Annotated in this window: 26 protein-coding genes; 17 read left to right on the top strand and 9 right to left on the bottom strand. The window is 72.4% G+C overall.

Annotated features, from left to right (window positions below; all coding sequences use genetic code 11):
* The 4 genes from IE317_RS16215 to IE317_RS16230 form a co-directional block, all read right to left on the bottom strand.
* A partial coding sequence (locus IE317_RS16215) for a WXG100 family type VII secretion target (RefSeq protein ID WP_191310852.1) occupies positions 1 to 1,085 on the bottom strand: 1,085 nt, incomplete at its 3' end.
* A complete protein-coding gene (locus IE317_RS16220; RefSeq protein WP_191310855.1) occupies positions 1,082 to 1,468 on the bottom strand; it encodes a hypothetical protein in 387 nt (128 codons plus the stop codon). The genes IE317_RS16220 and IE317_RS16215, both read right to left, overlap by 4 nt.
* Before the next feature lie 103 nt (positions 1,469 to 1,571).
* Positions 1,572 to 1,874, bottom strand: a complete 303-nt coding sequence (locus tag IE317_RS16225; RefSeq protein ID WP_003057455.1) for a hypothetical protein — start codon at positions 1,872 to 1,874, stop codon at positions 1,572 to 1,574.
* Positions 1,875 to 1,891: 17 nt separating this feature from the next.
* Positions 1,892 to 2,236: a WXG100 family type VII secretion target gene (locus IE317_RS16230; protein WP_152603733.1), complete on the bottom strand. Its 345-nt coding sequence runs from the start codon at positions 2,234 to 2,236 to the stop codon at positions 1,892 to 1,894.
* A 216-nt stretch (positions 2,237 to 2,452) separates the two neighbouring features.
* Here IE317_RS16230 and IE317_RS16235 point away from each other — a divergent pair, with 216 nt between their 5' ends.
* Both IE317_RS16235 and IE317_RS16240 read left to right on the top strand, forming a co-directional pair.
* Complete coding sequence (locus IE317_RS16235) at positions 2,453 to 3,436, top strand: hypothetical protein (RefSeq protein WP_191310856.1); 984 nt, start codon at positions 2,453 to 2,455, stop codon at positions 3,434 to 3,436.
* 32 nt (positions 3,437 to 3,468) lie between these two features.
* Positions 3,469 to 4,872, top strand: a complete 1,404-nt coding sequence (locus tag IE317_RS16240) for a class I adenylate-forming enzyme family protein (protein WP_191310858.1) — start codon at positions 3,469 to 3,471, stop codon at positions 4,870 to 4,872.
* Positions 4,873 to 4,937: 65 nt separating this feature from the next.
* Here the strand turns inward: IE317_RS16240 and IE317_RS16245 are convergent, their stop codons facing one another.
* Positions 4,938 to 5,642, bottom strand: coding sequence for a S1 family peptidase (locus IE317_RS16245; RefSeq protein ID WP_444859542.1), 705 nt, complete (start codon positions 5,640 to 5,642; stop codon positions 4,938 to 4,940).
* Between the two features lie 212 nt (positions 5,643 to 5,854).
* Here IE317_RS16245 and IE317_RS16250 point away from each other — a divergent pair, with 212 nt between their 5' ends.
* Entirely contained in the window at positions 5,855 to 6,475 is a 621-nt protein-coding gene (locus tag IE317_RS16250) for a septum formation family protein (RefSeq protein WP_229902733.1), read from the top strand.
* Between the two features lie 94 nt (positions 6,476 to 6,569).
* On the opposite strand, the gene eccCa is transcribed toward IE317_RS16250, so the two are convergent.
* Positions 6,570 to 10,496, bottom strand: coding sequence for a type VII secretion protein EccCa (eccCa, locus tag IE317_RS16255; RefSeq protein WP_191310860.1), 3,927 nt, complete (start codon positions 10,494 to 10,496; stop codon positions 6,570 to 6,572).
* Positions 10,497 to 10,639: 143 nt separating this feature from the next.
* Here eccCa and IE317_RS16260 point away from each other — a divergent pair, with 143 nt between their 5' ends.
* The 6 genes from IE317_RS16260 to eccD are packed head-to-tail and all read left to right on the top strand — an operon-like array spanning position 10,640 to position 15,999.
* Complete coding sequence (locus IE317_RS16260; protein WP_191310862.1) at positions 10,640 to 11,410, top strand: WXG100 family type VII secretion target; 771 nt, start codon at positions 10,640 to 10,642, stop codon at positions 11,408 to 11,410.
* A gap of 32 nt (positions 11,411 to 11,442) precedes the next feature.
* Positions 11,443 to 12,477 carry a WXG100 family type VII secretion target gene (locus tag IE317_RS16265; protein ID WP_191310864.1) on the top strand — a complete coding sequence of 345 codons (1,035 nt, stop codon included), beginning with the start codon at positions 11,443 to 11,445 and terminating at the stop codon, positions 12,475 to 12,477.
* A gap of 3 nt (positions 12,478 to 12,480) precedes the next feature.
* Positions 12,481 to 13,842, top strand: a complete 1,362-nt coding sequence (locus IE317_RS16270) for a WXG100 family type VII secretion target (protein WP_191310866.1) — start codon at positions 12,481 to 12,483, stop codon at positions 13,840 to 13,842.
* Positions 13,842 to 14,312, top strand: a complete 471-nt coding sequence (locus IE317_RS16275) for a hypothetical protein (RefSeq protein ID WP_191310868.1) — start codon at positions 13,842 to 13,844, stop codon at positions 14,310 to 14,312. Before IE317_RS16270 ends, IE317_RS16275 begins: the two co-directional genes overlap by 1 nt.
* Positions 14,309 to 14,629, top strand: coding sequence for a YbaB/EbfC family nucleoid-associated protein (locus IE317_RS16280; RefSeq protein ID WP_191310870.1), 321 nt, complete (start codon positions 14,309 to 14,311; stop codon positions 14,627 to 14,629). Before IE317_RS16275 ends, IE317_RS16280 begins: the two co-directional genes overlap by 4 nt.
* Positions 14,629 to 15,999, top strand: coding sequence for a type VII secretion integral membrane protein EccD (gene eccD, locus IE317_RS16285; protein WP_191310872.1), 1,371 nt, complete (start codon positions 14,629 to 14,631; stop codon positions 15,997 to 15,999). Before IE317_RS16280 ends, eccD begins: the two co-directional genes overlap by 1 nt.
* Positions 16,000 to 16,013: 14 nt before the next feature.
* Here eccD and IE317_RS16290 read toward each other — a convergent pair whose 3' ends face one another.
* Positions 16,014 to 16,364, bottom strand: coding sequence for a hypothetical protein (locus tag IE317_RS16290; protein ID WP_191310874.1), 351 nt, complete (start codon positions 16,362 to 16,364; stop codon positions 16,014 to 16,016).
* Between the two features lie 217 nt (positions 16,365 to 16,581).
* Here IE317_RS16290 and IE317_RS16295 point away from each other — a divergent pair, with 217 nt between their 5' ends.
* A complete protein-coding gene (locus IE317_RS16295; protein WP_191310876.1) occupies positions 16,582 to 17,856 on the top strand; it encodes a glycoside hydrolase family 30 beta sandwich domain-containing protein in 1,275 nt (424 codons plus the stop codon).
* A 1-nt stretch (position 17,857) separates the two neighbouring features.
* Here IE317_RS16295 and IE317_RS16300 read toward each other — a convergent pair whose 3' ends face one another.
* The gene (locus tag IE317_RS16300) at positions 17,858 to 18,898 is read right to left on the bottom strand and encodes a type VII secretion protein EccE (RefSeq protein WP_191310878.1); all 1,041 of its coding nucleotides are present in this window, start codon (positions 18,896 to 18,898) and stop codon (positions 17,858 to 17,860) included.
* Between the two features lie 141 nt (positions 18,899 to 19,039).
* Here IE317_RS16300 and eccB point away from each other — a divergent pair, with 141 nt between their 5' ends.
* Genes eccB through IE317_RS16315 form a run of 3 tightly spaced genes read left to right on the top strand, consistent with a single transcriptional unit; the run spans position 19,040 to position 21,794 of the window.
* On the top strand, positions 19,040 to 20,461 hold the full coding sequence (gene eccB / locus IE317_RS16305; RefSeq protein WP_191310879.1) for a type VII secretion protein EccB: 1,422 nt from the start codon (positions 19,040 to 19,042) through the stop codon (positions 20,459 to 20,461).
* Positions 20,462 to 20,472: 11 nt separating this feature from the next.
* The gene (locus IE317_RS16310; protein ID WP_229902734.1) at positions 20,473 to 21,168 is read left to right on the top strand and encodes a response regulator transcription factor; all 696 of its coding nucleotides are present in this window, start codon (positions 20,473 to 20,475) and stop codon (positions 21,166 to 21,168) included.
* Positions 21,165 to 21,794 carry a response regulator gene (locus tag IE317_RS16315; protein WP_091307348.1) on the top strand — a complete coding sequence of 210 codons (630 nt, stop codon included), beginning with the start codon at positions 21,165 to 21,167 and terminating at the stop codon, positions 21,792 to 21,794. Before IE317_RS16310 ends, IE317_RS16315 begins: the two co-directional genes overlap by 4 nt.
* A 42-nt stretch (positions 21,795 to 21,836) precedes the next feature.
* Here the strand turns inward: IE317_RS16315 and IE317_RS16320 are convergent, their stop codons facing one another.
* On the bottom strand, positions 21,837 to 22,631 hold the full coding sequence (locus tag IE317_RS16320; RefSeq protein WP_191310883.1) for a carbon-nitrogen hydrolase family protein: 795 nt from the start codon (positions 22,629 to 22,631) through the stop codon (positions 21,837 to 21,839).
* Between the two features lie 84 nt (positions 22,632 to 22,715).
* Between IE317_RS16320 and hisD the strand changes: the two genes are divergently transcribed.
* Genes hisD through IE317_RS16340 form a run of 4 tightly spaced genes read left to right on the top strand, consistent with a single transcriptional unit; the run spans position 22,716 to position 25,889 of the window.
* Entirely contained in the window at positions 22,716 to 24,041 is a 1,326-nt protein-coding gene (hisD, locus tag IE317_RS16325; protein WP_191310885.1) for a histidinol dehydrogenase, read from the top strand.
* Complete coding sequence (locus IE317_RS16330; protein ID WP_191310887.1) at positions 24,038 to 25,138, top strand: histidinol-phosphate transaminase; 1,101 nt, start codon at positions 24,038 to 24,040, stop codon at positions 25,136 to 25,138. The genes hisD and IE317_RS16330 overlap by 4 nt, the downstream gene beginning before the upstream one ends.
* Complete coding sequence (hisB, locus tag IE317_RS16335) at positions 25,135 to 25,734, top strand: imidazoleglycerol-phosphate dehydratase HisB (protein ID WP_191310889.1); 600 nt, start codon at positions 25,135 to 25,137, stop codon at positions 25,732 to 25,734. The genes IE317_RS16330 and hisB overlap by 4 nt, the downstream gene beginning before the upstream one ends.
* Complete coding sequence (locus tag IE317_RS16340) at positions 25,731 to 25,889, top strand: hypothetical protein (RefSeq protein ID WP_191310891.1); 159 nt, start codon at positions 25,731 to 25,733, stop codon at positions 25,887 to 25,889. The genes hisB and IE317_RS16340 overlap by 4 nt, the downstream gene beginning before the upstream one ends.
* The last annotated feature ends 23 nt before the right edge of the window (positions 25,890 to 25,912 follow it).

A 25,912-nucleotide genomic window follows, 5' to 3' on the forward strand; every position in this document is an offset into this window, starting at 1 on the left:
GATCTGCCGTCGCCGGCCAGGCCGGAGTGCGCCGCCGGGACTTCACCGGGACCGCTCAGGCCGCCGCCGACCGGGACGCCCCCGCCCCCGCCGCCGAGCGAAGGCGCGTCCCCGCCGCCGATCGGGATGCCGCCACCGGAGCCACCCGCGACGCCGGCCCCACCGCCGCCGAGCTTCGTGCCCGGCGGTTGTTCCTTGTCTTCCTTGGGATCCTTGCCGGTCGCCCACGACGGCACCTTCGGCATGATCGAGCCGAAGCGGCCGAACGCGGCGGCCGAAGCCGCGGCGAGCCCGGCGGTGAACATGTCGCCGAACAGCGGGTTCGACGTCGGCACGGTCGTCCCGGGCTGCGTCGTCGTCGTGCCGCCGCCGGGCAGCGGGTGCCCGTCGGCCGGGGTGACGACGACACCGCCACCACCGGTCAGGCCGTTGCCGACGAGCCCCGGCGAACCGGCGCTCCCGGCGCCCCCACCGGCGGGCGGGGTCGAAGGGGTCTGGACGGCGTTCGGCGACGCCGGGATCGACTCCTCCGCGGCGGTGTACTCCCCGGCGAGCTGGGTCATGACCACGATCGCCAGCTCGCGCGCCGACCCGGCGGCGTTCGCGGCGGCCTGCTGCGCTTCGACGTTCGCGATGGCCTGCTGACGCTGCTGCGCCGCGGCCTGCACGACGGCGGGCGAGGCGTCCGGCGGCAGCAGCGGCGGGTTCACCGCGAGCGCGACGTCGGCCGGGGCGACGTCCGGCACCGGGACCGGCGGCGGCATCTCCTTCTTGGCCTTCACCAGCGCGTCGGCGGCGTCGCCGAGCGTCACGTTCATCGCCTCCGCGGTCTGCGCCACCTTCGAGATGCCGTTCGCGAGGTCGGTGATCATCCGCTGGTACTGGTCGGCCGCGCCCCCGGTCCACTGGCCGGAGAACTCGGTCAGTTCGGCGTTCAGGTTGTGGGCCTGCTCGTGCAGGTGCAGCGCGGCGGACTTCCACTTGTCGGCGGCGTGCCGCGCGCTGTTCGGGTCGCCGGCCTGCAGCATCGCGTAGAGCTGCTGGTGGCTGTACGCGGCGAAGTTCGTGTGCGCGGTGTTCGTCATCCCTTGCCGCTCCCGTTCGTGTTCCCGCCGCCCAGCAGGCCCAGCACCGGGTCGAGCAGGCCGGTGACGGCGCCCGAAGCGTGCAGGTCCCCGGCCACCGACTGGTCGGCGTGCTGGTAACCGTCGGCCACCGTCGTGGTGACGTCCTGGGCGAACCCGATCGCGCTGCGGACCTGGTCGAGCAGGCCCTGCATCTCCGAGACGGCGGCGCGGTGGGCCTCGGCCAGCGACCCGGCCTCGCCGAACTCGCCGAACAGCAGCGGCTCCTCGCCGAGGGTGAGCAGGAAGTCGTTCGGTTTCGACATCGCGTGGATCTGGGTTTCCAGCTCCCGCACGAAGTCCTTCAGCGATTCCAGGTGGACGTAGTACGACTGGTCTGGCATCGGTCCCGGCTCTCTGGGCGCGACTTGCGGACAGGGGGAAAGCCGGTCGGCCGGTGCGAGCGGGGGGTTTCCCGCACCGGCCGACCGACGTCTGGGGCGCGGATCAGCCCGCGAACAGTCCCTGGTTGCGGTTCTCCAGCGACTGCTGGAGGTCGTGCGCCTCGCCGACCTTCCCGCCGAACTGCGCGATGATCGCGACGATGTCCGCGGTGGCCTGGCGCAGGCGCGTCTCCGCCTGGCGGGCGGCGTCACCGGCGGAGCTGCCGGAGGCGTACCAGGTCGCGGTGATCGGCTGCAGGTTCTGGTGCAGCTGCTCCAGCTGCGAGGTGAGTGCCTTGGCCTTGGCGGCCAGGGATGCCGAGCTGTGCTGCAGCGCGGCGAAGTTGATTTCGACGACGTCGGCCATGGTGGGCGTCCTCTCGGTCAGGGGTTGAGGCGGGGGAGCACGCCCGAGCCCTCGAGGGTGTTGCCGACCCCCTGGAAGCTCTGGTGGACGTCGGCGTCGCCGCGGCCGTAGTTCGCGTGGCTGGTGTGCACGAGCTGCGACATCGTGTCGAGCTCCTTCACCGCCGCGGACATCTTTTCCTGCAGCCGCCGCTGGAGGTCCCAGAAGGCCACGGCCTGGTCACCCTTGTAGTTGCGCAGCGCCTCGGTCAGCTCGGACTCCAAGCTGGCCATCGTGGACTTGGCGTTCGTCGCGGTTTCCTCGAAACCCTGGACGGCGCGCGTCATGGCAGCGGAATCTGCCTGGAATCCCGGACTGGACATCGACGGGCCACCTCCTTCCTGAAGCGAATTCCCCTGGCGCGGTGGTCCGCGCGGTGTGAAAGTCACGCTAGAAAAGAGGCCAGTGTGGTCAAACGGCACAACTGCCGGTCGCGGTGACGGCACTATTACCCACGTGGACCGGGGTAGGGCGTTCCCCACCCCGGGACGGTGGTGCGCTCCAGTGCCTCCGCGGTGTCCCCGAGCCAGGCTCGAGCCATGGCAGACAAGGGAAATCCGCTGGTCACGCTCCGCGCGTGGCACCGCCCGCTGGTGGTGCTCGCCGGGGCGATGGGGGTGCTGTGCGCGGCCTCGCTGCTCGGGCTCCTGGTCGATGATCGCACGCTGGTCAACGCGCCGATCTGGCTCAAGCCGTTCAAGTTCTCCGTGTCGATCGGACTGTACGCGCTGACGCTGGCGTGGCTGCTGACGCACGTGCGCCGCGGCCGCCGGGCCGGCTGGTGGTTCGGGACGCTGTTCGCCGCCGGCATCGGCCTGGACTTCGTGCTGCTGGTGTGGCAGATCGTCGTCCGCGGCCGCACGCTGCACTTCAACCAGTCGACGCCCATCGACGCCGCGATCAACAACGTCGTCGCCGGCGGCGCGTACACGGCGTGGCTGATGACCGCGGCCGTCGCCGTCCTGCTGCTGTTCCAGCGCATCCCGGACCGGGCCCTGAGGTCGGCCTTGCGCTGGGGCGCCGCTCTCGCCGTGGCGGGGATGTACGTCGCGACGCTGATGTTCTCGCCGACGCCGGCGCAGCAGGCGGTGCTCGAGGCGAACGGCAAGTACTCGACGTTCGGCGCGCACTCGGTCGGCGTCGACGACGGCGGCCCCGGCCTGCCGGTGCTCGGCTGGAGCACGACCGGCGGGGACCTGCGGATCCCGCACTTCATCGGCATCCACGCCCTGCAGGTGCTGCCGCTGGTCGCGTTCGGGCTGCTCCTGACGGCCCGCCGCCACCGGGTGCTCGAATCCGACGTCGTCCGCCGCCGGCTGGTCCGGACCACGGGCGCGGGCTACGCGGGCCTGCTCGCGCTGCTCACCTGGCAGGCCGAGCGCGGCCAGTCCGTCGTGCACCCGGACTTCTGGACGCTCGCGGCCGCCACCGGCCTGATCGCGGCGCTCGCCGTCGCGGTCAAGCTGTCCCTGCGGGTGCGGCCCCCGGTCGGCTCTGCCGAAATTCTGAGATCCGCCCGGTAGACCGGGATCCCCCGGGCGAGAGGTGAGTCGCGATGGTCCACCCGCAGGCACTGCTGGACGAGCTGGAGCGCGCTCCGGAGGTCCCCGCGTTCGAACACGGCGCGCGGGTGACCACCCGCGGTGAGCTGCGGGAGCTGATCGGCCGGTTCACCGCGGGCCTGCGGACGGCGGGGCTCGGCCCGGGTGACGGCGTCGGCCTCGCCACCGCCGTCACCCCGGAGGGGTTCGCCGCGCTGATCGCGGTGCACGTGCTCGGCGCCCGCGCGGTCGCGGTGCGGCCCGGGCTGCCGGAGGCGCAGCTGCGGCACGTCCTCGGCGACGTCGCGGCGGTGGTCGCCGACGAGCCGTGGGAAGCCGGGGTGCCGGTGCTGCCGGTGGACTCCCTGGTGGCCCGCTTCACCGAGCCGGTGCCGCAGGGACGCCTCGACGACATCGCGACGGTCGTGTTCACCAGCGGCAGCACGGGTGTCCCGAAGGGGGTGGCCTACAGCTATCGCGCGCTGACCGAGGGCCGGGTCTGGCGGCCGCCGGTGCCGGGCTCGGCGCACGAGCGGCTGGGGGCGGGGTTCGGGCGGTACCTGCTGTTCGGGTCACTGGCCAGCGCGGTGATGGTCGAGCAGCTGGGCGTGTGCCTGCTCGCGGGCGGCACGGCGGTGATCCCGCAAGCGCCGCCGGACTTCCCGGCGGTGCTGCCGCGGCTGGGCATCACGGCGGCGCTGACGACCGTGCCCCGGCTGCACCGGATCCTCGACGTGCTCCGCTCCGAAGACGTCGACCTGAGCGCCTTGCGGACGCTGATCGTGGCCGGGTCGCCGGTGCCGCCGCACACGCTCGCCGAGGCGACCGAGCGGATCGGGCCCGCGATGCACCACGCGTACGGCCAGACCGAGACCGGGATGCTGACCGTCTGCCGGGCCGACGAGGGCCTCGGCTCGGTCGGGAAGCCCTGCGACACAGTGGAAATCTCGGTGCGCGAAGGCGAGGTGTGGGTGCGGACGCCGTCGGCCTTCTCGGGCTACTGGCGCGACGCGGCGGCCACGGCCGAGGTGCTGCGCGACGGCTGGGTGCGCACGCAGGACCTCGGGTTCCTGGACGCCGAGGGCTACCTGCACCTGTCCGGCCGCGCGCGGGACGTGGTGATCGTGAACGCGATCATCCACTACACCGGCCCGATCGAGCGGGCGATCGCCGCGTGCCCGGACATCGACCAGGCGTACGTCGTGGCGGTGCCGGACTCCCTGACGGGCGAAGCGGCGCACGCGTTCGTGGTCCCGGTGCCGGGCCGGTCGCCGGACCTGGACGAGGTACGCAAGGCGGTGGCGGCCGAGCTGGGGGAGGCGGCGGTGCCGGCGCGGTTCAGCTTCGTGGGCGCGGTTCCGGTGGCGCCGTCCGGGAAACCGGACAAGGCCGCGCTGCGGGCGTCCATTGTGGACTGATCCGGTCGTGGGTGGTAAGGCTGGTTGGAACCCGCCTTACCACTCACGACAAGCCGCGGCAGGCTTCAGACGCCGGCGGTGGTGCGGATCCAGCTGCGGCTGAAGGCGATGCTGGCGTAGTTCTGCGTGCCCTGCGGGTTCGAACCGGAGTTGTTGCCCGTCGAGCACACCCCGACCTGGACGCCGTTGGAGAGCTGCGGGCCGCCCGAGTCGCCGTGCCAGGCCGAGCCGTTGATGCCCTGGCTGGCGATCGCCGTGCCGCCGTAGGCGTCCGAGCTCAGGCCCGTCACGCGAACGTTGGCCGTCTTGAGGGTGCTCGACGGCGGGCTGCTGCCCTGCGTGCGGCCCCAGCCGTAGATCTGGTTGGTCGACCCGGTCGGCGGGTTGCCGGTGCCGAGCTTCATGTACGTCGTATTGACCGCCGTCGACAGGTGCAGCAGGGCGATGTCCCCGTTCGGGGACGCCTTCTGCTGGTCGACGTTCGCGTTCGTGCCCTGCTGGAGGGTCACGCTGCCGACCTTGACGTGCATGCCCGGCGAGTTCAGGCAGTGCCGGGCGGTGAGCACCCACTGCGGGGCGATGATCGTGCCCGAGCACTCGAAGCCGCCGTAGGTCGTCACGTTGTTCCAGTAGATCTGGGCGCCCCAGGGCGCGGAGGAGACCGTGGTCCCGCCGATGATGTCCTGCTGGGCGTCCGCCACCCCCGCTGAGACCAGGCTCAGCGCCGCGGCGGCCGCGCCCACCGCGGCTACAGCCCTCGACATTCGCATGAAAATGCCCTTCGGCCAAGGTGATCCGGGTACCCGTCCCGAACGGGACGTCCAGCTCAACGTAAGAGCCGTGAAGGATTTTCGGAACCTACCGAAGTCGGTTACCCGTGGGGGTTCGATGTCCGGCGGTGCGGAAGTTCGCCGTCGAGCTCGAAAAGGTGGCGAAGTCCTGGGCCGGCCCCCGCTAGGCTCCCGGCGCGGGAGGGGAAGACATGACAGCACCACAGCACGATCCCGAGCTCTTCGACGAGCTCATGCGCACCGAGCTCCGCAACCAGCCGGTGAGCCGCTACGCGGTCGCCACGCTCGTGTCGGGGTTGCTGGGCGGCCTGCTCGCGCCGGTGTTCGGCGCCATCGCGATCGCCCGGATCAGGAAGCAGCGGCAGCGGGGGCTGGTGCTGGTGATCTGCGGGCTGGTGGCCTTCACGGCGTGGATGGGCGTGCTCGGGTACAAGATCGCCCACGGGACGGCGTGGTGGCAGCAGATCGGCCGGGACCGGCTGCCCGAGAGCGTGGTGCACGGGCTCGACCTGGCCGCGGGCGAATGTTTCTGGTCCCCGTCCACCTCGGGCGAGGCCGACGTGCTCCGGACGTCGTGCACCGAGCGGCACACCGGCGAGGCGTTCGGGGTCATCCCGCTGGGCGAGGGCCCGATGCCCGACATCCTGGAGCTCTACCGGACCACCCTGGCCCGGTGCGAGGCCGGCGCGGGCCCGGTGCCCGGCGTCCGCGTCCAGGTCGTGACGCCGACGTCGTCGAGCTGGGCGCAGGGCAAGCACCGGGTGGTCTGCTACTACCACTTCGACGCCGAGAAGACCGGGCCGGTGCGATGACCACGGCTTCCGTCGTGGCACTGTCCGATGTGGACGGCTCCGGAGATCTTGACGCCGGGCGGATGTCCTCGAACGGCTCGTGCCGCGCCGGAGACTAGGATTCCGCCGGTTTCGTCCACGCCACCTGCACGAGCCCCGTCCCGTGCCGCCGCGACACGAGCGTTCCGCGGCCCGGCGGCTGCGGTGACGGCTTCACGTCCGCCAGCAGCGCGCCTTCGTCCTTCGCCCCCGACATGATCAACCCCGGCGAGCCCAGCTCCCGCAGCCGCTGCAGCACCGGCTCGAACAACGCCCGCCCGGCACCACCGGCCCCGCGGACGATCACCAGGTGCAACCCGATGTCCCGGGCCTGCGGCAGGAACTCCAGCAGCGGCTGCAGCGGGTTGCGGCCCACCGTGGCCACCAGCTCGTAGTCGTCCACCAGCACGAACAGCTCCGGCCCGCGCCACCAGGACCGGTTCCGCAGCTGCTCGGGCGTCACCGACGGGCCGGGCAGGCGGTTGCGCATCGCCTGCGCGCACTCCGCGATCAGGTCGGTCAGCTTGCCCTCCGCACCCGCGTACCCCAGCAGGTGCGGCTCGGACACCGCACCCAGCAGACCCCGCCGGTAGTCCGCGACGATGATCGCCGCTTCCTCCGGCGGGTACGCCGAAGTGATCCCGGACGCGATCGCGCGCAGCAGCGACGACTTGCCGGACTCCACGTCGCCGAACGCGACGAAGTGCGGGTCCGCCGCGAAGTCCAGGTACACCGGGCGCAACGTCGACTCCGCGATACCCAAGGTGATCTGCCGCGAAGGCGCGGGCGGCAAGGTGTCCAGCGGCACTTCCGGCGGCAGCAGCCGGACCTGCGGGGCGCGCGGCCCCTGCCACGCCTCGGAAATCCGCCGCACCAGGTCGACGCCGCCCGCGCCGATCGTCTCCGGGCGCTGGTCGGAGTCGATGCGGGGCAACGCCGCCAGGAAGTGGAGCTTCTCCGCCGTGATGCCGCGGCCCGGGCGGTCGGCGGGGACGTTGGCCGCCACCTTGCGGTCGATCGAGGAGTCCATCGGGTCGCCCAGGCGCAGCTCGAAGCGCGTCCCGATGGCGTCGCGCAGCTGGGCGCGGACGCCGATCCACTGGTTGAGCGAGACGATGACGTGGATGCCGAAGCCGAGCCCGCGCGCGGCCAGGCCGGTGATCTGCTCCTCCAGCTGCTCGTACTCCTGGCGGATCGTGGTCCAGTTGTCCACGAACAGGAACACGTCGCCGAACTCGCGCTCGTCCGTGCTCTCCACGTACTCCGCACGGCGGGCGCGGAACGCGGCCATCGACTCGATGCCCTGCGCGGCGAAGAACTCCTCGCGCTGCTCCAGCAACGTCGTCAGCTCGGCGACGACCCGGCGGCAGCGCTGCGCGTCCCGGCGCGTGGCGTACCCGGACACGTGCGGCAGCCCGGCGATCGGGGCCAGCGCGCCACCGCCCATGTCGAGCACGAAGATCTGCACCTCGGCCGGCGTGTGCGTCAGCGCGAGCACGCCCGCGATGTCCTTCATCAGCGTCGACTTCCCGCTCTGCGGCGCGCCGACGATCAACGCGTGCCCGGCCGCGCCGGAGAAGTCGGCCCACAGCAGGTCGCGGCGCTGCTCGAACGGCTTGTCCACCAGCGCCACCGGGATCGTCAGCTTCCCGTTGCCGCCCCAGCCGAGCGGGCAGAGGCCGCGCGCGGCGTCCTCGCCGAGCGGGGGCAGCAGCTGGTCCAGCGTCGGTGGTTCGGCCAGCGGCGGCAGCCAGATCTGGTGCGCGGCCGGGCCGCGGCCCTCCAGGCGGGACAGCATCGCGCCGATGATCGTCTCGCCGGTGCCCTCGGCTTCCGAAACGGAAGACACCTCGGTCGTCACCGGGATCTCCACCGGCGCCAGGGAAAACGGCAGCACGCCCAGTTCCCGCCCGTCCTCGCGCACGACCGTGCTGCGCGGCGGCAGCTCTCCGGAGACGTAGGCCGCCTTGAGCCGGATCAGCGTCTCGGTGTCGGACTTGAGGTACGCCGAGCCCGGCACCGGCGGCAGGTGGTAGGCGTCCGCGACCCCCAGCACCGCCCGGCTTTCCGCGGCGGAGAACGTCCGGAGCCCGATCCGGTACGACAGGTGGGAGTCGAGCCCGCGCAGCCGGCCCTCTTCCAGCCGTTGCGAGGCCAGCAGCAGGTGGATCCCGAGCGACCGCCCGAGCCTGCCGATCGCGACGAACAGGTCGATGAACTCCGGGCGCGAGGACAGCAGCTCGCTGAACTCGTCGATGATGACCAGCAGCGACGGCAGCGGGTCCAGCGGCGCGCCGTCCGCGCGGGCCTTCTCGTAGTCGCGCACCGACGCGTAGTTCCCGGCCGCGTGCAGCAGTTCCTGCCGCCGCAGCAGCTCGCCGTTGAGTGCGTCCGCCATGCGGTCGACCAGCGCGAGGTCGTCGGAGAGATTGGTGATGACGGCGCACGTGTGCGGCAGCCCGGTCATCCCGGCGAAGGTCGCGCCGCCCTTGAAGTCGATGAGCGCCAGGTTGAGCGTCTCCGAGCTGTGCATCACGGCCAGCGCCGTCACCAGCGTCCGCAGCAGCTCGCTCTTGCCCGACCCGGTCGCGCCGATGACCAGGCCGTGCGGGCCCATCCCGCCCTCGGCCGACTCCTTGAGGTCCAGCTCGACCGGCCGCCCTTCCGGGTTGACGCCCAGCGGGATCCGCAGCCGGTCGCGGGCCGGCCGGGGCGCCCAGGTGACGGCGGTGTCGGTGTCGCGCGGGTCGCCGATGCCGAGCAGCCCGGCCAGCCCGAACGTCGACGACATCGGCTTCTCGCCGACGACCGCGGCCGGGGTGTGCAACGGCGTCAGCATCCTGGCCAGTGCTTCCGCGGCCCCGCGGTCGAGGACGTCCGGGCGGCCGAGGAAGCCGAGCCGCTGCTCGCCGCCTTCGCCGACGACCATGCCGAGGGACTCCGGTGCGGTGTGCAGGCTCAGCAGCTTTTCGGACGACGACGCCCGCGGGTGCTCCTGCCCGACTTCGAGGACCGTGACGCCGAGCCTGCCGTCCGGGCCGACCAGCCGGGGCTCGCCGTGGGCGTTGCCGCCATCGACCAGGACCACCAGGTGGGGCAGGTCGAGTTCGGCGGCCGCGCGCCGGCTGAACGCCGGGCGTTCGCCGAGGTCGGCACCCAGGAGCTCGGCCAGCCCGGCCGCGGTCTCGGCGGCCAGCCGCCGCGAGCCGACGGCGTCGGCCGCGCCGGCCGCGGTCGCGTGCGGCAGCCACTTCGCCCATTCCCAGTCGTGCTGCCGGTCCGGCGACACGCAGAGCGCGATCCGCAGGTCCGCGGGGGAGTGGAAGGTGACGAGCTGGCACAGCAGCGCCCGCACCAGGCCGAGCACGGCCGGCCGCCGCCCGGCCACGGTGACCGCGGCGAACGACCGCAGCGACAGCGCGACCGGCAGGCCGTCCACCGTCGAGTAGGTGCGGATGAAGTGCTTGAGGCTGGTGGAGGACACCGGGTCCAGGTCCTCCAGCGGTACGGTCTGCGGTGCCTTCAGCGGGGTCGCGAGCCGCTGCGGCCCGGTGCCCGCGCGCACCTGCGCGAACTGCGGCTCGCCGCGGCGGCGGTCCCACAGCTTCCCGGTCTCGACGTAGGCCCACAGGTCGGCCGGGTCGGGCTGGACGGCGACCATGGCCGCGCGCTGGCCGTCGGCGATGTCGCGGACCTGGGTGCGCAGCCCGGAGAGGTAGCGCTGGTAGTCCCGGCGTTCGTCGTTGATCTGCGCCTTCTTCGCCATCCCGCCGCGGCCCAGCGACATCACCACCATGCCGCCCATGGCGCAGAGGAACAGGGCGCCGAAGATCCACGTCATCACGCCGCCGTCGCGTCCGATGTAGACGAACGACATCGCGCCCATGCCGAGCATCATCGGCAGGAACATCATCAGCTGCACCATGCCGCCGGAGGAGCTCTTCGGGAGCATCGGCGGCGACTGCAGCACGATCTCGGACGGGCGCTCGGGGATGAGGCTCATGCGGCAATGCTCCAGCGGATCGGGGCGGCTCTGACCGGTATTTTGGCCACTTGCCGCCCGGGCACGGTGGGTACTTTTGCCGTCCGCCCGCTTCCGGGGCCGAACTTACGCTCGGGCCGTGCAAGCCACCCGGAAGGAGAGCCATGGCCGGCGAGTACCGGGCTGAGCCCGAGGCGATGCGCTCCGCCGTGGGCAACGTCGGGGGCATCATCGCGCACGGCATCAACGCCGTGGCCGACCTCGAACGGCTCGTCGTGCCGCCGATGTCGTTCGCGACGTTCGGCAGCGCGGTCGCCGCCGCGAACGCGGCCCTGCACTCCGGCCAGATCACCGCCGTCCGGACGCTGCTGCAGCTGCTGCAGCAGATCAACGGGCTGGTCAAGGCCAGCGCCGATGCCTACCAGGCGGCCGACCGGGACGTGGCCTCCGGCTACGGCGGCGGGCACGCGCCGAGCGGCACCGCGTCGTCGATCTGGGGCAGCTCGCACGCGTCCGAGCTGGCCACCCTGGCCATCAACGACAGCGCGGGCGCCCACGGCGAGCCGTCGTCGGTCGGGAACGTGCTGCGCTACCTGGGGGACGCGCGGCTGGGCCGGCTCGGCGACCACCCGATCACCGACACGCGCTTCCACGGCGTCGCCGACTTCAACGACTGGCTCGCCGGTGACGCCGACAACCAGGCGCGGGTCGGGCTGATCGAGGTCTACGCGGGCACCGCGCGGACGTTCTCCGACGTGCCCGGCGGCGTGCACAGCGGCGACGTCGTGGTCGTGGAGCCGCTGCTGTTCTCCGACCGCCAGCCGGTCATCGGCGTCGCCGGCGACGGCGGCCGCCTCTACAACCACGGGCTGCTCGACGCCCGCACCGGCGGGCTGGCGAAGGTCAGCGTCTACCGGCCCGCCTCCGTCGTCTGATCGTCCGCCCCTCGAACTTCATGTGAGGACCGATGCTGACTTTCCCGAACTCCAGCGCGATGGACGCGACCGCGTCCTCGGGCGGGCCGATCACCATCCTCCCGCAGATCGTCACGGGCCAGCCGGAGCAGATCGCGAAGCACGTGGCGGACCTGGTCCGCAAGGCCGAGCAGTTCCTCTCGATGTACCAAGAGCTGACCAAGGCGGCCGACCAGCTGGGCAAGATCTGGTCCGGGGCGGCGAGCGAGTCGGCGCTGAAGAAGATCAGCGACTCGCTCGACCAGCTGACGAAGATCATCACCGTCGTCCAGAAGGGCGCCGAGCTGCTCGGTGTCTCCGGGACGCTGATCAAGACCGCGCAGGAGGCCTACCGCGCGGTCGTCTCCGCGGTGAACCCCACGGTCGCCGCGCTGATGTCGAACTGGTGGACCTACGGCGCCGCGGTCGCTTTGTCGACCGCGACGAGTGCGTCGCTGCGGGCGTTCATCACCGCGATCGGCGCGTTGCTCAAGGCGCTCGGTGCGGTCGACCTCGCCCAGCAGGTGACCACGCTCGCGCAGGTCATCGGCGAGATCGAGAAGCTCTTCCACCACGGCTCCGGCAGTTCGGGTGCGACATCGCAGTCGTCGATCGGGACCACCCCGGTCACCGCGCCGCAGACCCCGCCGCCGGTGGCGAGCCCGTCGGGGCAGCAGGCGGTGGCAGGCGGGAGCGGCGGGGGGATCCCGCAGCAACCCTCGTTCACCGACTACACCCCGCCCGCGCTCGCCGCCGGCGGCGGTTCCAGCGGCGGCGCCGCGGTGACCGGCAACGGCTCCCCGCTGAACCCGGCCGACAGCTGGATCGCCGTCGACCACCCAGGGACGACGCCGTCGATCCCCGCACCCGCACCCGCGCCGGTGCCCGCGGCCGGGCACGCCGACGAGGTCGTCATCCACACCAACCTCACCACCGGTGAGTCCACTGTGGAGGCTCCGGGCGGGCAGGACTTCGACCTCGACATCGACCTGGACTACAACGGCAAGCACTTCAGCCAGCACGTCGGCTACGACGCGGCCGGGAACTGACCGGTGGCGGGCTCGGGGGTGGTCGACGCGTCCGGGGTGGTCAGCTCCGTGCTGTCCGGGTACCGGCGGGTGCTCGTCGAGTGCCGCCGCCGCGTCACCGGCGATCCCGGGGCGCTGAGCGCCGCTTCGCACCGCGTCGCCACCCGGGCGTCGGCGGTTTCGGGGCGGGCGCGGGAAATCGACGAGTCCGCGAAGACGCTGCACGCGGACTGGGACGGTGACGCCTACACCGCGTTCGCGACGGCCGCGGGCGAACTCGGCAAGGACCTCGCCGAAACGGCCGCGAAACTCGGCGACCAGGCGAACCGGCTCGCCACCGCGGCCCGGCTCGTGCAGTCCGCGGAAGCAGCCGTCGACTCGGTGCTCGCGCAGTTCGACTCCTACGCCGCCCAGCTGACCGCCCAGGCCCGCGCGGTGAACTCCGCTTCGGTCGGCGCGTTCATCCAGGCCGCGCGGCAGCTCGGGGAACAGAGCGTCGCCGCGGCCCGCCAGGTCGTCGACGAGTTCGCCGACGCGCTCGCCGAGCTGTTCCCGCCCGAAGGCGTCGGCCGCCTGGAACACGAGCTCGGCAAGTGGGCCCGCGGGCCGCTGCACTGGCTCAACGGCGAGCCACTGGACGGCCGGAAGCGGCCGCGGACCGTGCCGTCGTGGTTCGGCAACTCCGGCTGGAAGAAACTCACCTGGGACGGCCTCGAAGGCACCCGCGCGCCGAAGAAGGCCGACACGCCGTTCGGGCAGCCGGAAGCCGAAGGCCTGAAGAACAAGATCGGCCGCAACACCGAGATCACCTACTACAAGTTCCAGCACGAGCAGGACGGCTGGTCCCCGGAGTACGACGGGAAGATCACCTCGAAGGGCTGGGACGCGTCGGCCTCCGGGCACGCGGAACTCGCGGCACTGCACGGCGAAGCCGAAGCCAAGAAGGCGTGGGGCGTGGCCGAAGCCCACGCCAAGGGCACGGTGTTGGCCGGCGGCGAGGCGAGCGCGTCCGGCACGATCGGCGCCCACGGCGTCGGCGCGCACGCGAACGCCTTCGTGGGCGGGAAGGTCGAGGGCGAGGTCGCCGCGGACGTCGCGGGCATCGGCGTCGGCGCGAACGGCACGCTGCAGTACGGCCTCGGCGCGCAGCTCGACGCCCAAGCCGTCTACGACGCCGGGCACCTCAAGGTCAACTTCAAGGCGGGCGCGGCGCTCGGCCTCGGCCTGGGCGTCGGCGCGAAGATCGACATCGACCTGCCGAAACTCGGCCACACGATCGGCGAGTACGGCGGTGCGGCGGTCGACGCGGTCAGCCACGCGGCAACGGAGGCGGCCGACGCCGCCGGCGCCGCTTGGGACGACGCCGTGGCGTACGTGGGGCTGTGATGACCCTTCCCCTCGACTTCGTCATCCCGGATGGCTGGACCGCCGTCGACCCGGGCGACTCCGGCGCGGTGTTCGTCGCCGTGCACGACGCCGCACCGGGCGAGTTCGTCCCGAACATCACCGTGAGCGTCCAGCAGCGACCCGACGACACGACGATCGATGCGATCGCGGCGGAAGCGGTCGAACGTCTCTCGCGGACGCTGGCCGGGCTCGACGTGCTGAGCCGCCGCGACGTCGGCGACGCGGCCGCCCCCGCCGTGATGCAGCTGCTGCGCCTGCGCACCGGCGAAGGCACCGAGCTGATCCAGACCCAGGTGCACCTGACGGTCCCCGGCGCCACGCCGGCGGAGCGCCTGGTGCTCGAGCTCGCCTGCACGGCCGCACCCGCGACCGCCCGGCGGCTCTCGCCCGGTTTCCAGCGGTTCGTGGCCAGTGTCCACGTCCGGCAGCAAGAAGGGAAAGCACAGTGACCGATCCGTACGCGGTGCCCGACATGGACGAGCTGCTGGCGCAGGTGCGCAAGCAGACCGAAGAGGTCCAGCGGATCCAGCGCACGGTCGAGGCGATGGAGGTCAAGGCGCACTCGCGGCAGAACGAGGTCACCGTCACCCTCCGCGGCGACGGCCGCTTCACCTCGATCGACATCGACCCCCGCGCGATCCGCGAGTACGACGCCCGCAACCTCTCGGAGATCGTGCTGGAGGCGGTGAACGCCGGGCTGCAGAAGCTCGCCGAGGCGTCTTCCGCCAAGTTCGCCCCGATGATCGCGGCCGCGAAAGACGTGTGATGACGGCTTCTCTTACCGGCACCACCCGGCGGGTCACGGTGGTCACGCCGCGGGCCCGCGTCGACGTCGCTCTCCCGCAGCAGTCGACGTTCGCCGAACTGGTGCCCCAGCTGGTGCGGCTGGCCGGAGCGTCCGGGCAGGCGTCGGCGGAGCACCCGGGCTGGGTGCTGTCGAGGCTCGGCGGCGCGCCACTGGCACTGGGCCTGAGCGTCGCCGCGGCCCAGATCCGGGACGGCGAAGTGCTGCACCTGACCCCGCGGGAGCGCCCGCGGGGTCCGCTGCTGTTCGACGACGTCGTCGACTCGATCGCCAGCGTCGCCGACACGTCCGGCGGCTGGGGCCCCTCGGTGGCCCGGCGGTCCGGCCTGGTCGCCGCGGTGGTCCTGCTGCTGGCGGGCGGCCTGCTGGTCCAGGCGGCGGCCTCGGGCAGTGTCCTGGCCCCGATCGGGACCGGGCTGCTCGCCCTCGTACTCCTGCTCGGCGGCGGCGCGCTGAGCCGCGCGTACGGCGACGCAGAGGCGGGTGCGGCGGGCTCGCTGGCCGGCGTCGGCGTGGCGTTGCTGGCCGGGATGTCGGTGCTCCCACCGCATCCGCTGTTCTCGCTATCGGCGGGCCCGCTCGCCGCGGGCCTGGCGGCGGTGACGGTGTACGGCGTCCTGGCGGCGGTTTCGGTGGCCGACCGCCTGCCGTGGTTCGTGGCGATCACCGGCGCGGCGGGTTTCGGCGCGCTGACCTGCGGGGTCGTCCTGCTGGCGGGGGTGTCCCCGCTCTCGGCGGCGGCGGTGGCCGCGGTGCTGTGCACGGCACTGGCCGCGGTGGCGCCGATGCTGGCGTTGCGCCTCGCCCGCCTGCCGCTGCCGCGCGTCCCGGACGACATGGAGGCGTTCCGCGCGGACGAACAGCCGTCGCTGGGCACGGAGATGATCGGCCGGACGTCCCGGGCGCAGGCGGTGCTGACCGGGTTGCTGGTGGCACTGGGGTCGGTGGTGCTGGCCGGTTCCGTCGTGCTGGCCTCGGGCGGGCCGTGGGAAGCCGGGCTCGCGGGTTTGCTGGGGCTGGCGTGGACCCTGCGGTCGCGGTCGTACGCGGGCCGGGCGCAGCGGCTGGTGCTGATCGGCTTCGGCGTCGCCACGCTGGTGTCCGCCGGCGTGTGGCTGGTCGCGTCGGGCCAGCGCACGGCGGTGTTCGCGGTGGGCTGCGCGGTCGTGTGCGCGGCGGTGCTCTGCCTGGTGTACGCCACGCGGGTGGCGCGCGGGCTGCGGTCGCCGTACTGGTCGCGGCTGCTGGACGTGACGGAGTTTCTCGTGCTGCTGTCGCTGGTGCCGGTGGTGGCGATGATCGCCGGGGTGTACGAAGCCGTCCGCGGCTGAGTGGGATTGCCCGGTCATGTCCGGAAGCGCGGGGCAGGGCGCCGCAGCGGCAGGGCGATGAGCTTGTCCGTCGGGCGGATGTCGGCTTCGCGGAGAGGACGATCGTCGCCGTGCTGGACACGCCGATCGCGGTCGGCGACCTGGACCAGCTGCTGCACCGTGGTCGTGTCGTCGACGAGCAGCTCCGCGACCGCGTCGGTGTCCCGGACGATCTCGTCGAGCTTGACGTGGACGACGTTGTTCCGGATCGCGTTGGCGATGCAGTGACTCCAACGTCGATCGGATGCCCGATTCGGCAGCCTTCTTGCACCACAGCAGGATGAAGAAACGATCGCGGTCACGAGCGGGAATCCGGTGGCGAACACAGCGAGCAGACCCTGGATCCACCCCGGCGCCTGAAGCTGGACAACGGTGACGATCGTCTCCGAGAGGCCGAGGAAGAGCGAGCCCAGGAGTGCGCCGCGGTTTCCGGCGGTCGATATATTCGACTGAACGTTTCATTGACCGTGTCGCACGGGCACTGTTAGGACTGTTTCGGGAGCGCTCCCAGGCTGTTCGTCCAGACGACTCCAGGGAGATGCCATGACCGCACGTCCACAGCAGTCCGAAATCGAGGGTTCGCCGCTCCTGCGCCGGCGGACCGTGCTGGCGGCCGGTGCCGCCCTGCCGGTGGTGCTGGCGGCGACCGCGTCCCCGGCCGCGGCGGCCGCCGCGGTGGTCGTCGAGCCGTCGAACGTGCAGCAGACGATCCAGGGCTTCGGCGGGATGAACCACACCGTCTGGATCGGCGATCTCACCGCCGCCCAGCGCGAGACGGCGTTCGGCAACGGCACGAACCAGCTGGGGTTCAGCGTGCTGCGCATCCCAGTCCACGAGGACCGCAACAACTGGAGCCGCGAGGTCGCCACGGCCAAGCGGGCGAGTGACCTCGGGGCCAAGGTCTTCGCCTCGCCGTGGAACCCGCCCGCCTCGATGACCGAGAGCTTCTCCGGCGGCAAGCGGCTGAAGTACGGCTCCTACGGCGCCTATGCCCAGCACCTGAACGACTTCACCGCGTTCATGAAGAACAACGGCGTGAACCTGTACGGGATCTCGGTCCAGAACGAGCCGGACTACGCGCACGACTGGACGGCGTGGACCGCCGCCGAGATCGTCAAGTTCCTGCGCGAAAACGCCGGCTCGCTCACCACCCGGGTGATCGCTCCCGAGTCGTTCCAGTACCGCAAGAACATGTCCGACCCGATCCTCAACGATCCTGCCGCACTGGCCAATGTGGACATCATCGGCGCGCACCTCTACGGCACCTCGTTCGCGGACCTGCCCTACCCGCTCTTCCAGCAAAAGGGTGCCGGCAAGGAACTGTGGATGACCGAGGTCTACTACCCCAACAGCACCGATTCGGCCGACCTGTGGCCGCAGGCGCTCGACGTCGGTGAGCACATGCACCGCGCCTTGGTGGACGGCCGGTTCCAGACCTACGTGTGGTGGTACATCCGCCGCTCGTACGGCCCGATGCGCGAAGACGGCCAGATCAGCAAGCGCGGCGCCTGCATGGCGCACTTCGCGAAGTGGGTCCGCCCCGACTACCAGCGGATCACCGCGACCGCGAACCCGCAGGCGAACGTCTACATCTCGGCGTACAAGAGCGGGGCCAGGATCGTCATCGTCGCCATCAACAAGAACACCGCGGCGGCCGACCTCGCGTTCACCCTCCGGGACACCGGTTCCGCGACCGCGCAGACCTGGTTGACCAACCAGAGCGCGAACCTCGCGCCCTCCACCGGCATCACCATCTCGAACGGAGCTTTCAACGCCCAGCTGCCGGCCCGCAGCATCCGGACGTTCGTCGTGAACTGAGTCAGGAATCCAGGGCGAGGGGCAGCGTCCGGCGCACCCCGGCCCCGTGCCGCCCGTGCAGCGGGACCACCGCGGGCGGCACGGGGACGTCGGCGCCCGCCCGCGCGCCCACCCGGATCGTCACCACCGCTTTCTCCTGGCCGCCGGCCGTCCGCGTCAGCGTGTACGACGTCGCCGTGAACGCCGCCCCGGGCACCGCCACGTCCAGCACCCGGGCGGACCGCGGCGTGAAGCACATCTGCGTGGACTCACCCCACACCCACGACTTCCACCGGTCCGGCGGCCCGGCCGCCGTCCCCTGGACGCCCAACGCCACCCGGAGCTCCTTCGCCAGCTCGCCGGCCTCCAGCACCGTGCTCTGGTACCCGGCTTCCGCCACCGCGCCCATCAGGCTCAACGCCGCCGACGCCGTGCTCCGCAGCGCGCCGAGCTCACCCCCGCCGCGGGCCAGCGCCGCGACCGGCGCGAGGTCCGGGCGGTAGCGCACCGCCAGCCACCGCACCCGCAGCACCTGGTCGCCGTGCGGGATCGCCCAGGTCAGCAGCTGGGCCGAGGCCAGCGGGATGTCCGCCCGCATGTAGGCCGAGCGCAGGGCGTCGACCAGCGGCCCCGGCGCACCCGGGCCGGGTGTCAGGCGGATCAGCGCGCTCCACCCGCCGTCGATCTCCGCGACGCCGAAGCGGTTGCCCGCGCGGTCGACGTGCTGGCGGACCTTCACCGGCCCGGCCACGTGCAGCAGCGGGTCCGGGCCGTCGCGGCGGGTGTCGTGGCGGCGCAACCGGAACGCCGTCCACGTCAGCGCCCAGCCGGCCGGGTGCCGCCCGGCGAAGCGCACCGACGTCAGCAGCACCACCAGCCCCGCGACGGCGCTCACGGCGATCTTCACCGGCTGCGTGACGCCGTCGACCAGCCACGCGAGCAGCACGGCGATCGCGGCGAGCTCCCACACCGCGGCCTGCAGGGGGCGGATCGGCAGCAGCCACGGCAGCGGCGTGAGCGCCGGCCGGGACGGTGGCGGGTGGACGGCGGTATCGACGGACACGGGCTCCCCTTTCCCCGGCCTCCGACGCTACTGCCTGCCCGGATAGGGCGTGGGCGTAAAAATTACCCTCGCCGCACCCTCCTCCGGTGCCTAGCATCGGCTGCTCGGGAGGATGACGCACACATCCGGGGGCACAGCAGCGTGTGGACGCAGCGGGACCAGATCCAGGCGTACCAGTTCCTCCGCCGCAGGCTCGTCTCCGCGCTCGTCGCCGCCGACGCCAACCACCCCGTCTCGCCCAGCCGCCGTCTCGTGCTCGGCACGGTGCTCGGGGTCGTGGCCGCCCTCCTGGTCACCGCCGTCTTCGGCATCATCGGCCTGCTGAACCCCTCCGGCGGCAAGGACTGGCTGGCCGGCGGCAAGGTGATCGTCGAGGAGGGCACCGGCGCCCGGTTCGTGCTCGGCGCCGACGGCGTCCTGCACCCGGTGCTCAACTACGCCTCCGCGCGGCTGCTGGCCGGCGGCAACGGCAGCGCGACGGTGTCCGTGTCGCCGGAGAACCTCGGCAAGGCCGGCCGCGGCACCCAGATCGGCATCCCCGGCGCGCCCGACTCGCTGCCTTCGCCGAACGCGCTCGTGACCGTTCCCTGGACGAGCTGCAGCCGGACCACCCAGGACGCGCCCGCGTCGGCCGAGCCGCGCACCGCGGTCCTGCTGGCCGCGCCCGCGTCCGGCGTCGAACTGCCGCGCGACCAGGGCGTGATCGTGCGGCTGCCGCAGGGGGAGCGTTTCCTGCTCGCCGGCGGACGGCGGCACAAGCTGAGCGACGAAGCCGCGACCGCCCTGCAGTTCGACAGCTACCCGACGATCGCGGTGGCCTCGCGGTGGCTCGACACCGTCCCGGCCGGCCGCGACCTGACCGCACTGCCGGTCGCCGGTGCCGGGAACCCGGGACCGGCCGTGGGCGGCCGCGGCACCCGCGTCGGCGAAGTCCTCGCGGTCGTCGACGCGATGGCCGCGCCCGGCACCGCGACGTCGTACTACCTGGTCCGCCGCGAGGGTCTCGAACCGGTCGGGCAGACCGAGGCGAGCCTGCTGGTGACGACGGAGGCCAACGCCGCCGCCTACTCCGGGCCGCCCGCGCCGGTGGAGGTGCGCGCGGCCGACGTCGCCGCGGTCGCGAAGGTCGCCGCGCCGCGCGCGGGCGGTGCCGACCCGGCCGGCTACCCCGACCGCATCCCCGGCAAGGCCGCGATCACCGGCAGCTCCGTCGCGCTGTGCGTTCAGGGCAGCCGGCTGCTCGTTTCGGCCGAATTCCCGCTTCCCGTTGGCGCCAAAGCCATCCAGGTCGCCACCCGGACCGAAGCAAGGGTGGCGGACGAGGTGTTCGTGCCTCCCTCGGGGGGAGCCGTCGTCGTCGAAGCCGGTTCGGCCACCGCGTACCTGGTGACCGACACGGGCCGGAAGTACCCGGTGGTGAACGCGCAGGCCCTGGCCTCGCTCGGCTACGGAGGCGTTGCCGGACCGCCGGTCGCAGGTAGTTTGCTGGCATTGGTGCCGACGGGCCCCGCGCTGGACCCGGCCACGGCCGGGCGGCCGGCTCCGTCGGGTGGAACGGGGTGAAAGTCGTGCACATGACAGAAGAGCGTCCGACCGAGGGTGAGCTGGGCCAGGGGCGGGTCCGGGTCGCGGTCATCGAAGACCACCCGCTGTACCGCGTCTCCGTCGAACGCGTGCTGGCCGAAGCCGACTTCGTCGAGCTCGGCGCGGTCGTCGATTCGGTCGCCCGGTTCCACGTGCACCGGCAGCCGCCGGGCAGCGTGGTCCTGCTCGACCTGGGCCTGCCGGGCGTCGCGGGGGCGGCGGCCGTGCTGGAGGTGTGCGAGCTCGGGCACCATGTGCTCGTGGTGTCCGCGCAGGCGGAACCGGAGGTCGTGCTCGGCGCGATCGCGGCGGGGGCGCGGGGGTTCCTGTCGAAGGACGTCGACGCCGACGAGCTGCTGATCGCGATCAAGACGGTCGCCGGCGGCGGCGCGTACGTCTCGGCGGTGGTCGCCGGGATGATCATGAAGGACAACGCCGACCGGCCCGCCGTGTCGGCCGAAGCGGAGCTGTCCCCGCGCGAGGAGCAGGTGCTGCGGCTGGTGGCGGCGGGGGAGCGGGACGTCGACATCGCGCTGATCCTCGGCATCGGCGTCCGGACGGTCCGCGGTTACCTCGACCGCATCCGCGACAAGACGGGCGAGCGGCGGCGGCCGGGCCTGGTCAAGGAGGCCATCCGGCGCGGCCTGATCGGTGAGGCCGGCCCCCGGCGCGGCGGCCGCAAATGAGCGGGCGCATCGCGGTCGGGGTCATCGAGGACCACCCGCTCTACCGGTACGCCCTGACCCGCGTGCTCACCGAGGCCCCGGACATCGAGCTCGGCGCGGTGGCGGATTCGGTGGCCCGGTTCGCGGTCCAGGACCAGCCCGCGGGCAGTGTCGTCGTCCTCGACCTCAAGCTGCGCGGTGTCCAGGACGCGGCCGCGGTCCTGGAAGTGGGGCAGATGGGGCACAAGGTGCTGGTGGTGTCCGCGCACGCGGAACAGCCGGAGGTCCTGGGCGCGATGCAGGCGGGCGCGAAGGGCTTCCTGTCCAAGGACGTCGACGGCGACGAGCTCCTGCGCGCGATCCGCACGATCGCCGACGACAACGCGTACGTGTCGCCGACGCTGGCCGGGATGATCATCCAGGACAGCGAGGAGCGGCACGCGGGCCCGAAGATCGTGCTGTCGGAACGGGAGAAGCAGGTCCTCCGCCTGGTGGCGGCGGGGGAGCGGGACGTCGACGTCGCGGAGATCCTGAACATCAGCGTCCGCACGGTCCGGTCGTACCTGGACCGCATCCGCGACAAGACGGGCGAACGCCGTCGCGCGGGCTTCGTCCGCGTCGCCATCCGGGAAGGCCTCCTCCGCTGACCCGGCCCGGGGCACTTTCACGTGAAAGTGCCCCTTTGCGGTTCAGAGGCGGCGGTTGGCGAGGGCGCCCGTGGCCGTGCGGGCCTGGGCCGAGATAGCCGGGTCCACGTCCACCAGGAGGGTCTCGGGAGCGGCGCCCGCCTGAGCGACCACCCGGCCGAAGCCGTCCGCGACCAGCGAGTACCCGATTCCCGTCGGCGCCTTCGGGTTGACCGTGACCCCCGTCGCCGCGGGGTCGGCCTGGCCGCAGGCCAGCACCCAGCAGCCCGAATCGAGCGCCCGCGCCCGCGCCAGGACCTCCCACTGCTCGCGCTTTCCCTCGCCCGCGCCCCACGACGCCGGCAGCAGCACGACGTCGGCGCCGTCGTCGGCCAGCGCGCGGAACAGCTCCGGGAACCGCACGTCGTAGCAGGTCGCGACGCCGTAGACGACGCCGTCCAGCTCGAACGTCATCGGGGCGGTGCCCGGCGCGACCGTGTCGGACTCGGCGAACCCGAACGCGTCGTAGAGGTGGATCTTGTCGTAGCCGCGGTGGTGCCCGCCACCGGTGATCAGGAGCGTGTTGCGGACCCGCCCGGCGTCCGCCGGCGTGAACATCCCGGCGACGACGACCACGTCGTGCTCGGCGGCGACCGCGGCCACGGCCGACGCCCACGGGCCGTCGAGGGGCTCCGCGACCGGCTCCAGGGGCCGCCCGAACCGCGCCATGGCCGCTTCGGGGAACACGACGATCCGCGCGCCGTCGGCCACCGCGGCCTCGACGCCTTCGCGAACGAGCTTCAGGTTCGCCTCCGGATCGTCACCCGAGTTGACCTGGCACAACGCGATTCGCGCCACCGCTGCCTCCTGCATGCTGGGATCGGCCGTCACCGGGGAGTATCGCTGAAAAGGTGCTGGACGTGACCTCGTACCCTGGTGGTCATGTTGAACCGCACCGACCTGCGTGGGCAGGTCCCGACCGCCGCCGAACTGCGCGCCACGCTGCCCCGCGCCGAATACGACGTGGACGCGGCGCTGCATCACGTGCGCCCGGTGGTCGAGGCGGTCCGTGACCGCGGTGTCGAAGCCGTCCTCGAGTACACCGAAAAGTTCGACAAGGTGCGCCCGGCGTCCGTGCGGGTGCCGCGGGCTTCCTTGACGCAGGCACTGGCGGAGCTGGACCCCGCCGTGCGCGCCGCGCTCGAGGAATCGATCAGCCGCGCCCGGAAGGTGCACGCCGAGCAGCGCCGCACCGACGTCACGACGACCGTCGTCGAGGGCGGCACGGTCACCGAGAAGTGGGTGCCGGTCGAGCGCGTCGGGCTGTACGCGCCGGGCGGGCTGGCCGTGTACCCCTCCACCGTGGTGATGAACGTCGTGCCGGCGCAGATCGCCGGCGTCGGCTCGCTGGTCGTCTGCTCGCCGCCGCAGGCCGCGTTCGGCGGGCTGCCGCACCCGACCATCCTCGCCGCGGCCGAACTCCTCGGCGTCGACGAGGTGTGGGCGGCCGGCGGCGCGCAGGCCGTCGCGCTGCTGGCGTACGGCGGCACGGACACCGACGGCGCCGAGCTCGCGCCGGTCGACATCGTCACCGGGCCGGGCAACATCTACCTCACCGCGGCCAAGCGGCTCCTGCGCGGCCTGATCGGCATCGACGCCGAAGCCGGGCCCACCGAGATCGCCGTCCTCGCCGACGAAACGGCCGACCCGGTGCACGTGGCCGCCGACCTGATCAGCCAGGCCGAGCACGACCCGCTCGCCGCGAGCGTCCTGGTCACGACGTCGATCGAGCTGGCCGACGCGGTGGACAAGGAACTGGTGAACCGCGTTGCCGCGACGAAGCACAGTTCGCGGGTCGCCGAAGCCCTGTCCGGCAAGCAGTCCGGCGTGATCCTGGTGTCCACTGTGGACGACGGGCTGCGGGTGGTGGACGCCTACGCCGCCGAGCACCTGGAGATCCAGACGGCGGACGCGCGTTCGGTCGCGGCCCGGGTCCGCAACGCGGGCGCGATCTTCGTCGGCGCGTACGCCCCGGTGTCGCTCGGCGACTACTGCGCCGGGTCCAACCACGTGCTGCCCACCGGCGGGTTCGCCCGCCACTCCTCGGGCCTGTCGGTGCAGAGCTTCCTCAAGGGCATCCACGTCGTGGACTACTCCGAGAACGCGCTGCGCGAGGTCGCCGGCCGCGTCGTCGCGCTGGCCGACGCCGAGGACCTGCCCGCGCACGGCGAGGCCGTCGCCGCGCGCTTCGGAGGTTCGGTCCGATGACGATCGGCGAAGAGGTCACGCTGGACCGGCTGCCGCTGCGCGAGGACCTGCGCGGCAAGTCGCCCTACGGCGCGCCGCAGCTGGACGTCCCGGTCCGGCTGAACACGAACGAGAACCCGTACCCGCCGCCCCCCGAGCTGGTCGCGGACGTGGCGGAGGCCGTGCGGGCCGAGGCGGCCGAGCTGCACCGCTACCCGGACCGCGACGCCGTGGCGCTGCGGCAGGACCTGGCCGACTACCTGAGCGTGTCGACGCGGGTGGTGCTGTCGGAGGCGAACGTCTGGGCCGCCAACGGGTCCAACGAGGTGCTGCAGCAGATCCTGCAGGCGTTCGGCGGTCCCGGGCGCAGCGCGCTGGGCTTCGAGCCGTCGTACTCGATGCACCCGATCATCGCGTCCGGCACCCGCACCGAGTGGGTCCCGGCGCCGCGCCGCGACGACTTTTCGCTGGACACGGCGGCGGCGGCCGAGGTCATCGCTTCCCGGCGGCCGGACATCGTGTTCGTGACCAGCCCGAACAACCCGACGGGTGGGTCGATCCCGCTCGACGAGCTGCGTTCCGTTTTGGACGCGGCCACCGGGATCGTCGTGGTCGACGAGGCGTACGCGGAGTTCTCGTCCCAGCCGAGCGCGGTCTCGCTGCTGGCGGACTACCCGGCTTCGCTGATCGTGTCGCGGACGATGAGCAAGGCGTTCGCCTTCGCGGGCGGCCGGCTCGGTTACCTGGCGGCGGCGCCGGCGGTGGTCGACGCGCTGCAGCTGGTGCGCCTGCCGTACCACCTCTCGCGGCTCACGCAGGCGGCGGCCCGGGCGGCGCTGCGGCACGCGGACGCCACTTTGGACAGTGTGCACAAGCTGGCCGCGGAGCGCGACCGAGTGGTGGAGGCGTTGGCGGGACTGGGTTACGACCCGGTGCCGAGCGACTCGAACTTCGTCCTCTTCGGACGGTTCGCATCTCCGTCGGCGGCCTGGCAGTCCTACTTGGACGCCGGAGTGCTGATCCGCGACCCGGGCATCCCGGGTCACCTGCGCGTGAGCATCGGCACCCCGGAAGAGAACGACGCCTTCCTCGAGGCGAGTAAGGAAGTCTCGCGATGACCCGCATCGGCAAGGTCGAACGGACCACCAAGGAGTCCTCGATCTCCGTGCAGCTGGACCTCGACGGCACGGGCGAGGTCGACATCTCGACCGGCGTCCCGTTCTACGACCACATGCTCACGGCGTTCGGCGTCCACGGCTCACTCGACCTGAAGGTCGAGGCCGCCGGCGACGTCCACATCGACGCCCACCACACGGTTGAGGACACGGCGATCGTGCTGGGCCAGGCGATCCGCCAGGCCCTGGGCGACAAGAGCGGCATCCGCCGCTTCGGTGACGCGTGGATCCCGATGGACGAGACGCTGGCCCACGCGGCGATCGACGTCTCCGGTCGCCCGTACTGCGTCCACGTGGGCGAGCCGGAGCAGTTCAACACGTTCACGATCGGCGGCAACTACCCGTTCGTCCTGACCCGGCACGTGTTCGACTCGCTGGCGTTCCACGCCCAGATAGCGCTGCACGTCCGGGTGATCCACGGCCGCGACCCGCACCACATCGCGGAGGCGGAGTACAAGGCGGTGGCCCGAGCCCTGCGAGCGGCGACGGAGCCGGACCCGCGCGCCGGCGGCATCCCCTCGACGAAGGGCGTCCTGTGAACAGCGGAGTCGTCGGCGTGTTGTTGCTCGCGCTCGGGGGATTCCTGGTGGGCGGAGTCTGGTCGACTTGGAAGACGGCCAAGTTCATGGCGGTGGTCCTGGGGATCGCAGCCCTGCTCGCCATCGGCGGCGCGATCTTCTGGTTCTCGAGCTGAGCGTGGAAAAGGGCCCCTCGATA

It is taken from the genome of Amycolatopsis bullii (assembly GCF_014654205.1).
Lineage (GTDB): Bacteria > Actinomycetota > Actinomycetes > Mycobacteriales > Pseudonocardiaceae > Amycolatopsis > Amycolatopsis plumensis.

Bases quoted from the DNA above. Each gene is read 5' to 3' on its own strand.
- IE317_RS16220 (WP_191310855.1), bottom strand. From the start codon at position 1,468: ATGCCAGACCAGTCGTACTACGTCCACCTGGAATCGCTGAAGGACTTC.
- IE317_RS16225 (WP_003057455.1), bottom strand. From the start codon at position 1,874: ATGGCCGACGTCGTCGAAATCAACTTCGCCGCGCTGCAGCACAGCTCG.
- IE317_RS16230 (WP_152603733.1), bottom strand. From the start codon at position 2,236: ATGTCCAGTCCGGGATTCCAGGCAGATTCCGCTGCCATGACGCGCGCC.
- IE317_RS16235 (WP_191310856.1), top strand. From the start codon at position 2,453: ATGGCAGACAAGGGAAATCCGCTGGTCACGCTCCGCGCGTGGCACCGC.
- IE317_RS16240 (WP_191310858.1), top strand. From the start codon at position 3,469: ATGGTCCACCCGCAGGCACTGCTGGACGAGCTGGAGCGCGCTCCGGAG.
- IE317_RS16245 (WP_444859542.1), bottom strand. From the start codon at position 5,642: ATGCGAATGTCGAGGGCTGTAGCCGCGGTGGGCGCGGCCGCCGCGGCG.
- IE317_RS16250 (WP_229902733.1), top strand. From the start codon at position 5,855: ATGACAGCACCACAGCACGATCCCGAGCTCTTCGACGAGCTCATGCGC.
- eccCa (WP_191310860.1), bottom strand. From the start codon at position 10,496: ATGAGCCTCATCCCCGAGCGCCCGTCCGAGATCGTGCTGCAGTCGCCG.
- IE317_RS16260 (WP_191310862.1), top strand. From the start codon at position 10,640: ATGGCCGGCGAGTACCGGGCTGAGCCCGAGGCGATGCGCTCCGCCGTG.
- IE317_RS16265 (WP_191310864.1), top strand. From the start codon at position 11,443: ATGCTGACTTTCCCGAACTCCAGCGCGATGGACGCGACCGCGTCCTCG.
- IE317_RS16275 (WP_191310868.1), top strand. From the start codon at position 13,842: ATGACCCTTCCCCTCGACTTCGTCATCCCGGATGGCTGGACCGCCGTC.
- eccD (WP_191310872.1), top strand. From the start codon at position 14,629: ATGACGGCTTCTCTTACCGGCACCACCCGGCGGGTCACGGTGGTCACG.
- IE317_RS16295 (WP_191310876.1), top strand. From the start codon at position 16,582: ATGACCGCACGTCCACAGCAGTCCGAAATCGAGGGTTCGCCGCTCCTG.
- IE317_RS16310 (WP_229902734.1), top strand. From the start codon at position 20,473: ATGACAGAAGAGCGTCCGACCGAGGGTGAGCTGGGCCAGGGGCGGGTC.
- IE317_RS16315 (WP_091307348.1), top strand. From the start codon at position 21,165: ATGAGCGGGCGCATCGCGGTCGGGGTCATCGAGGACCACCCGCTCTAC.
- hisD (WP_191310885.1), top strand. From the start codon at position 22,716: ATGTTGAACCGCACCGACCTGCGTGGGCAGGTCCCGACCGCCGCCGAA.
- IE317_RS16330 (WP_191310887.1), top strand. From the start codon at position 24,038: ATGACGATCGGCGAAGAGGTCACGCTGGACCGGCTGCCGCTGCGCGAG.
- hisB (WP_191310889.1), top strand. From the start codon at position 25,135: ATGACCCGCATCGGCAAGGTCGAACGGACCACCAAGGAGTCCTCGATC.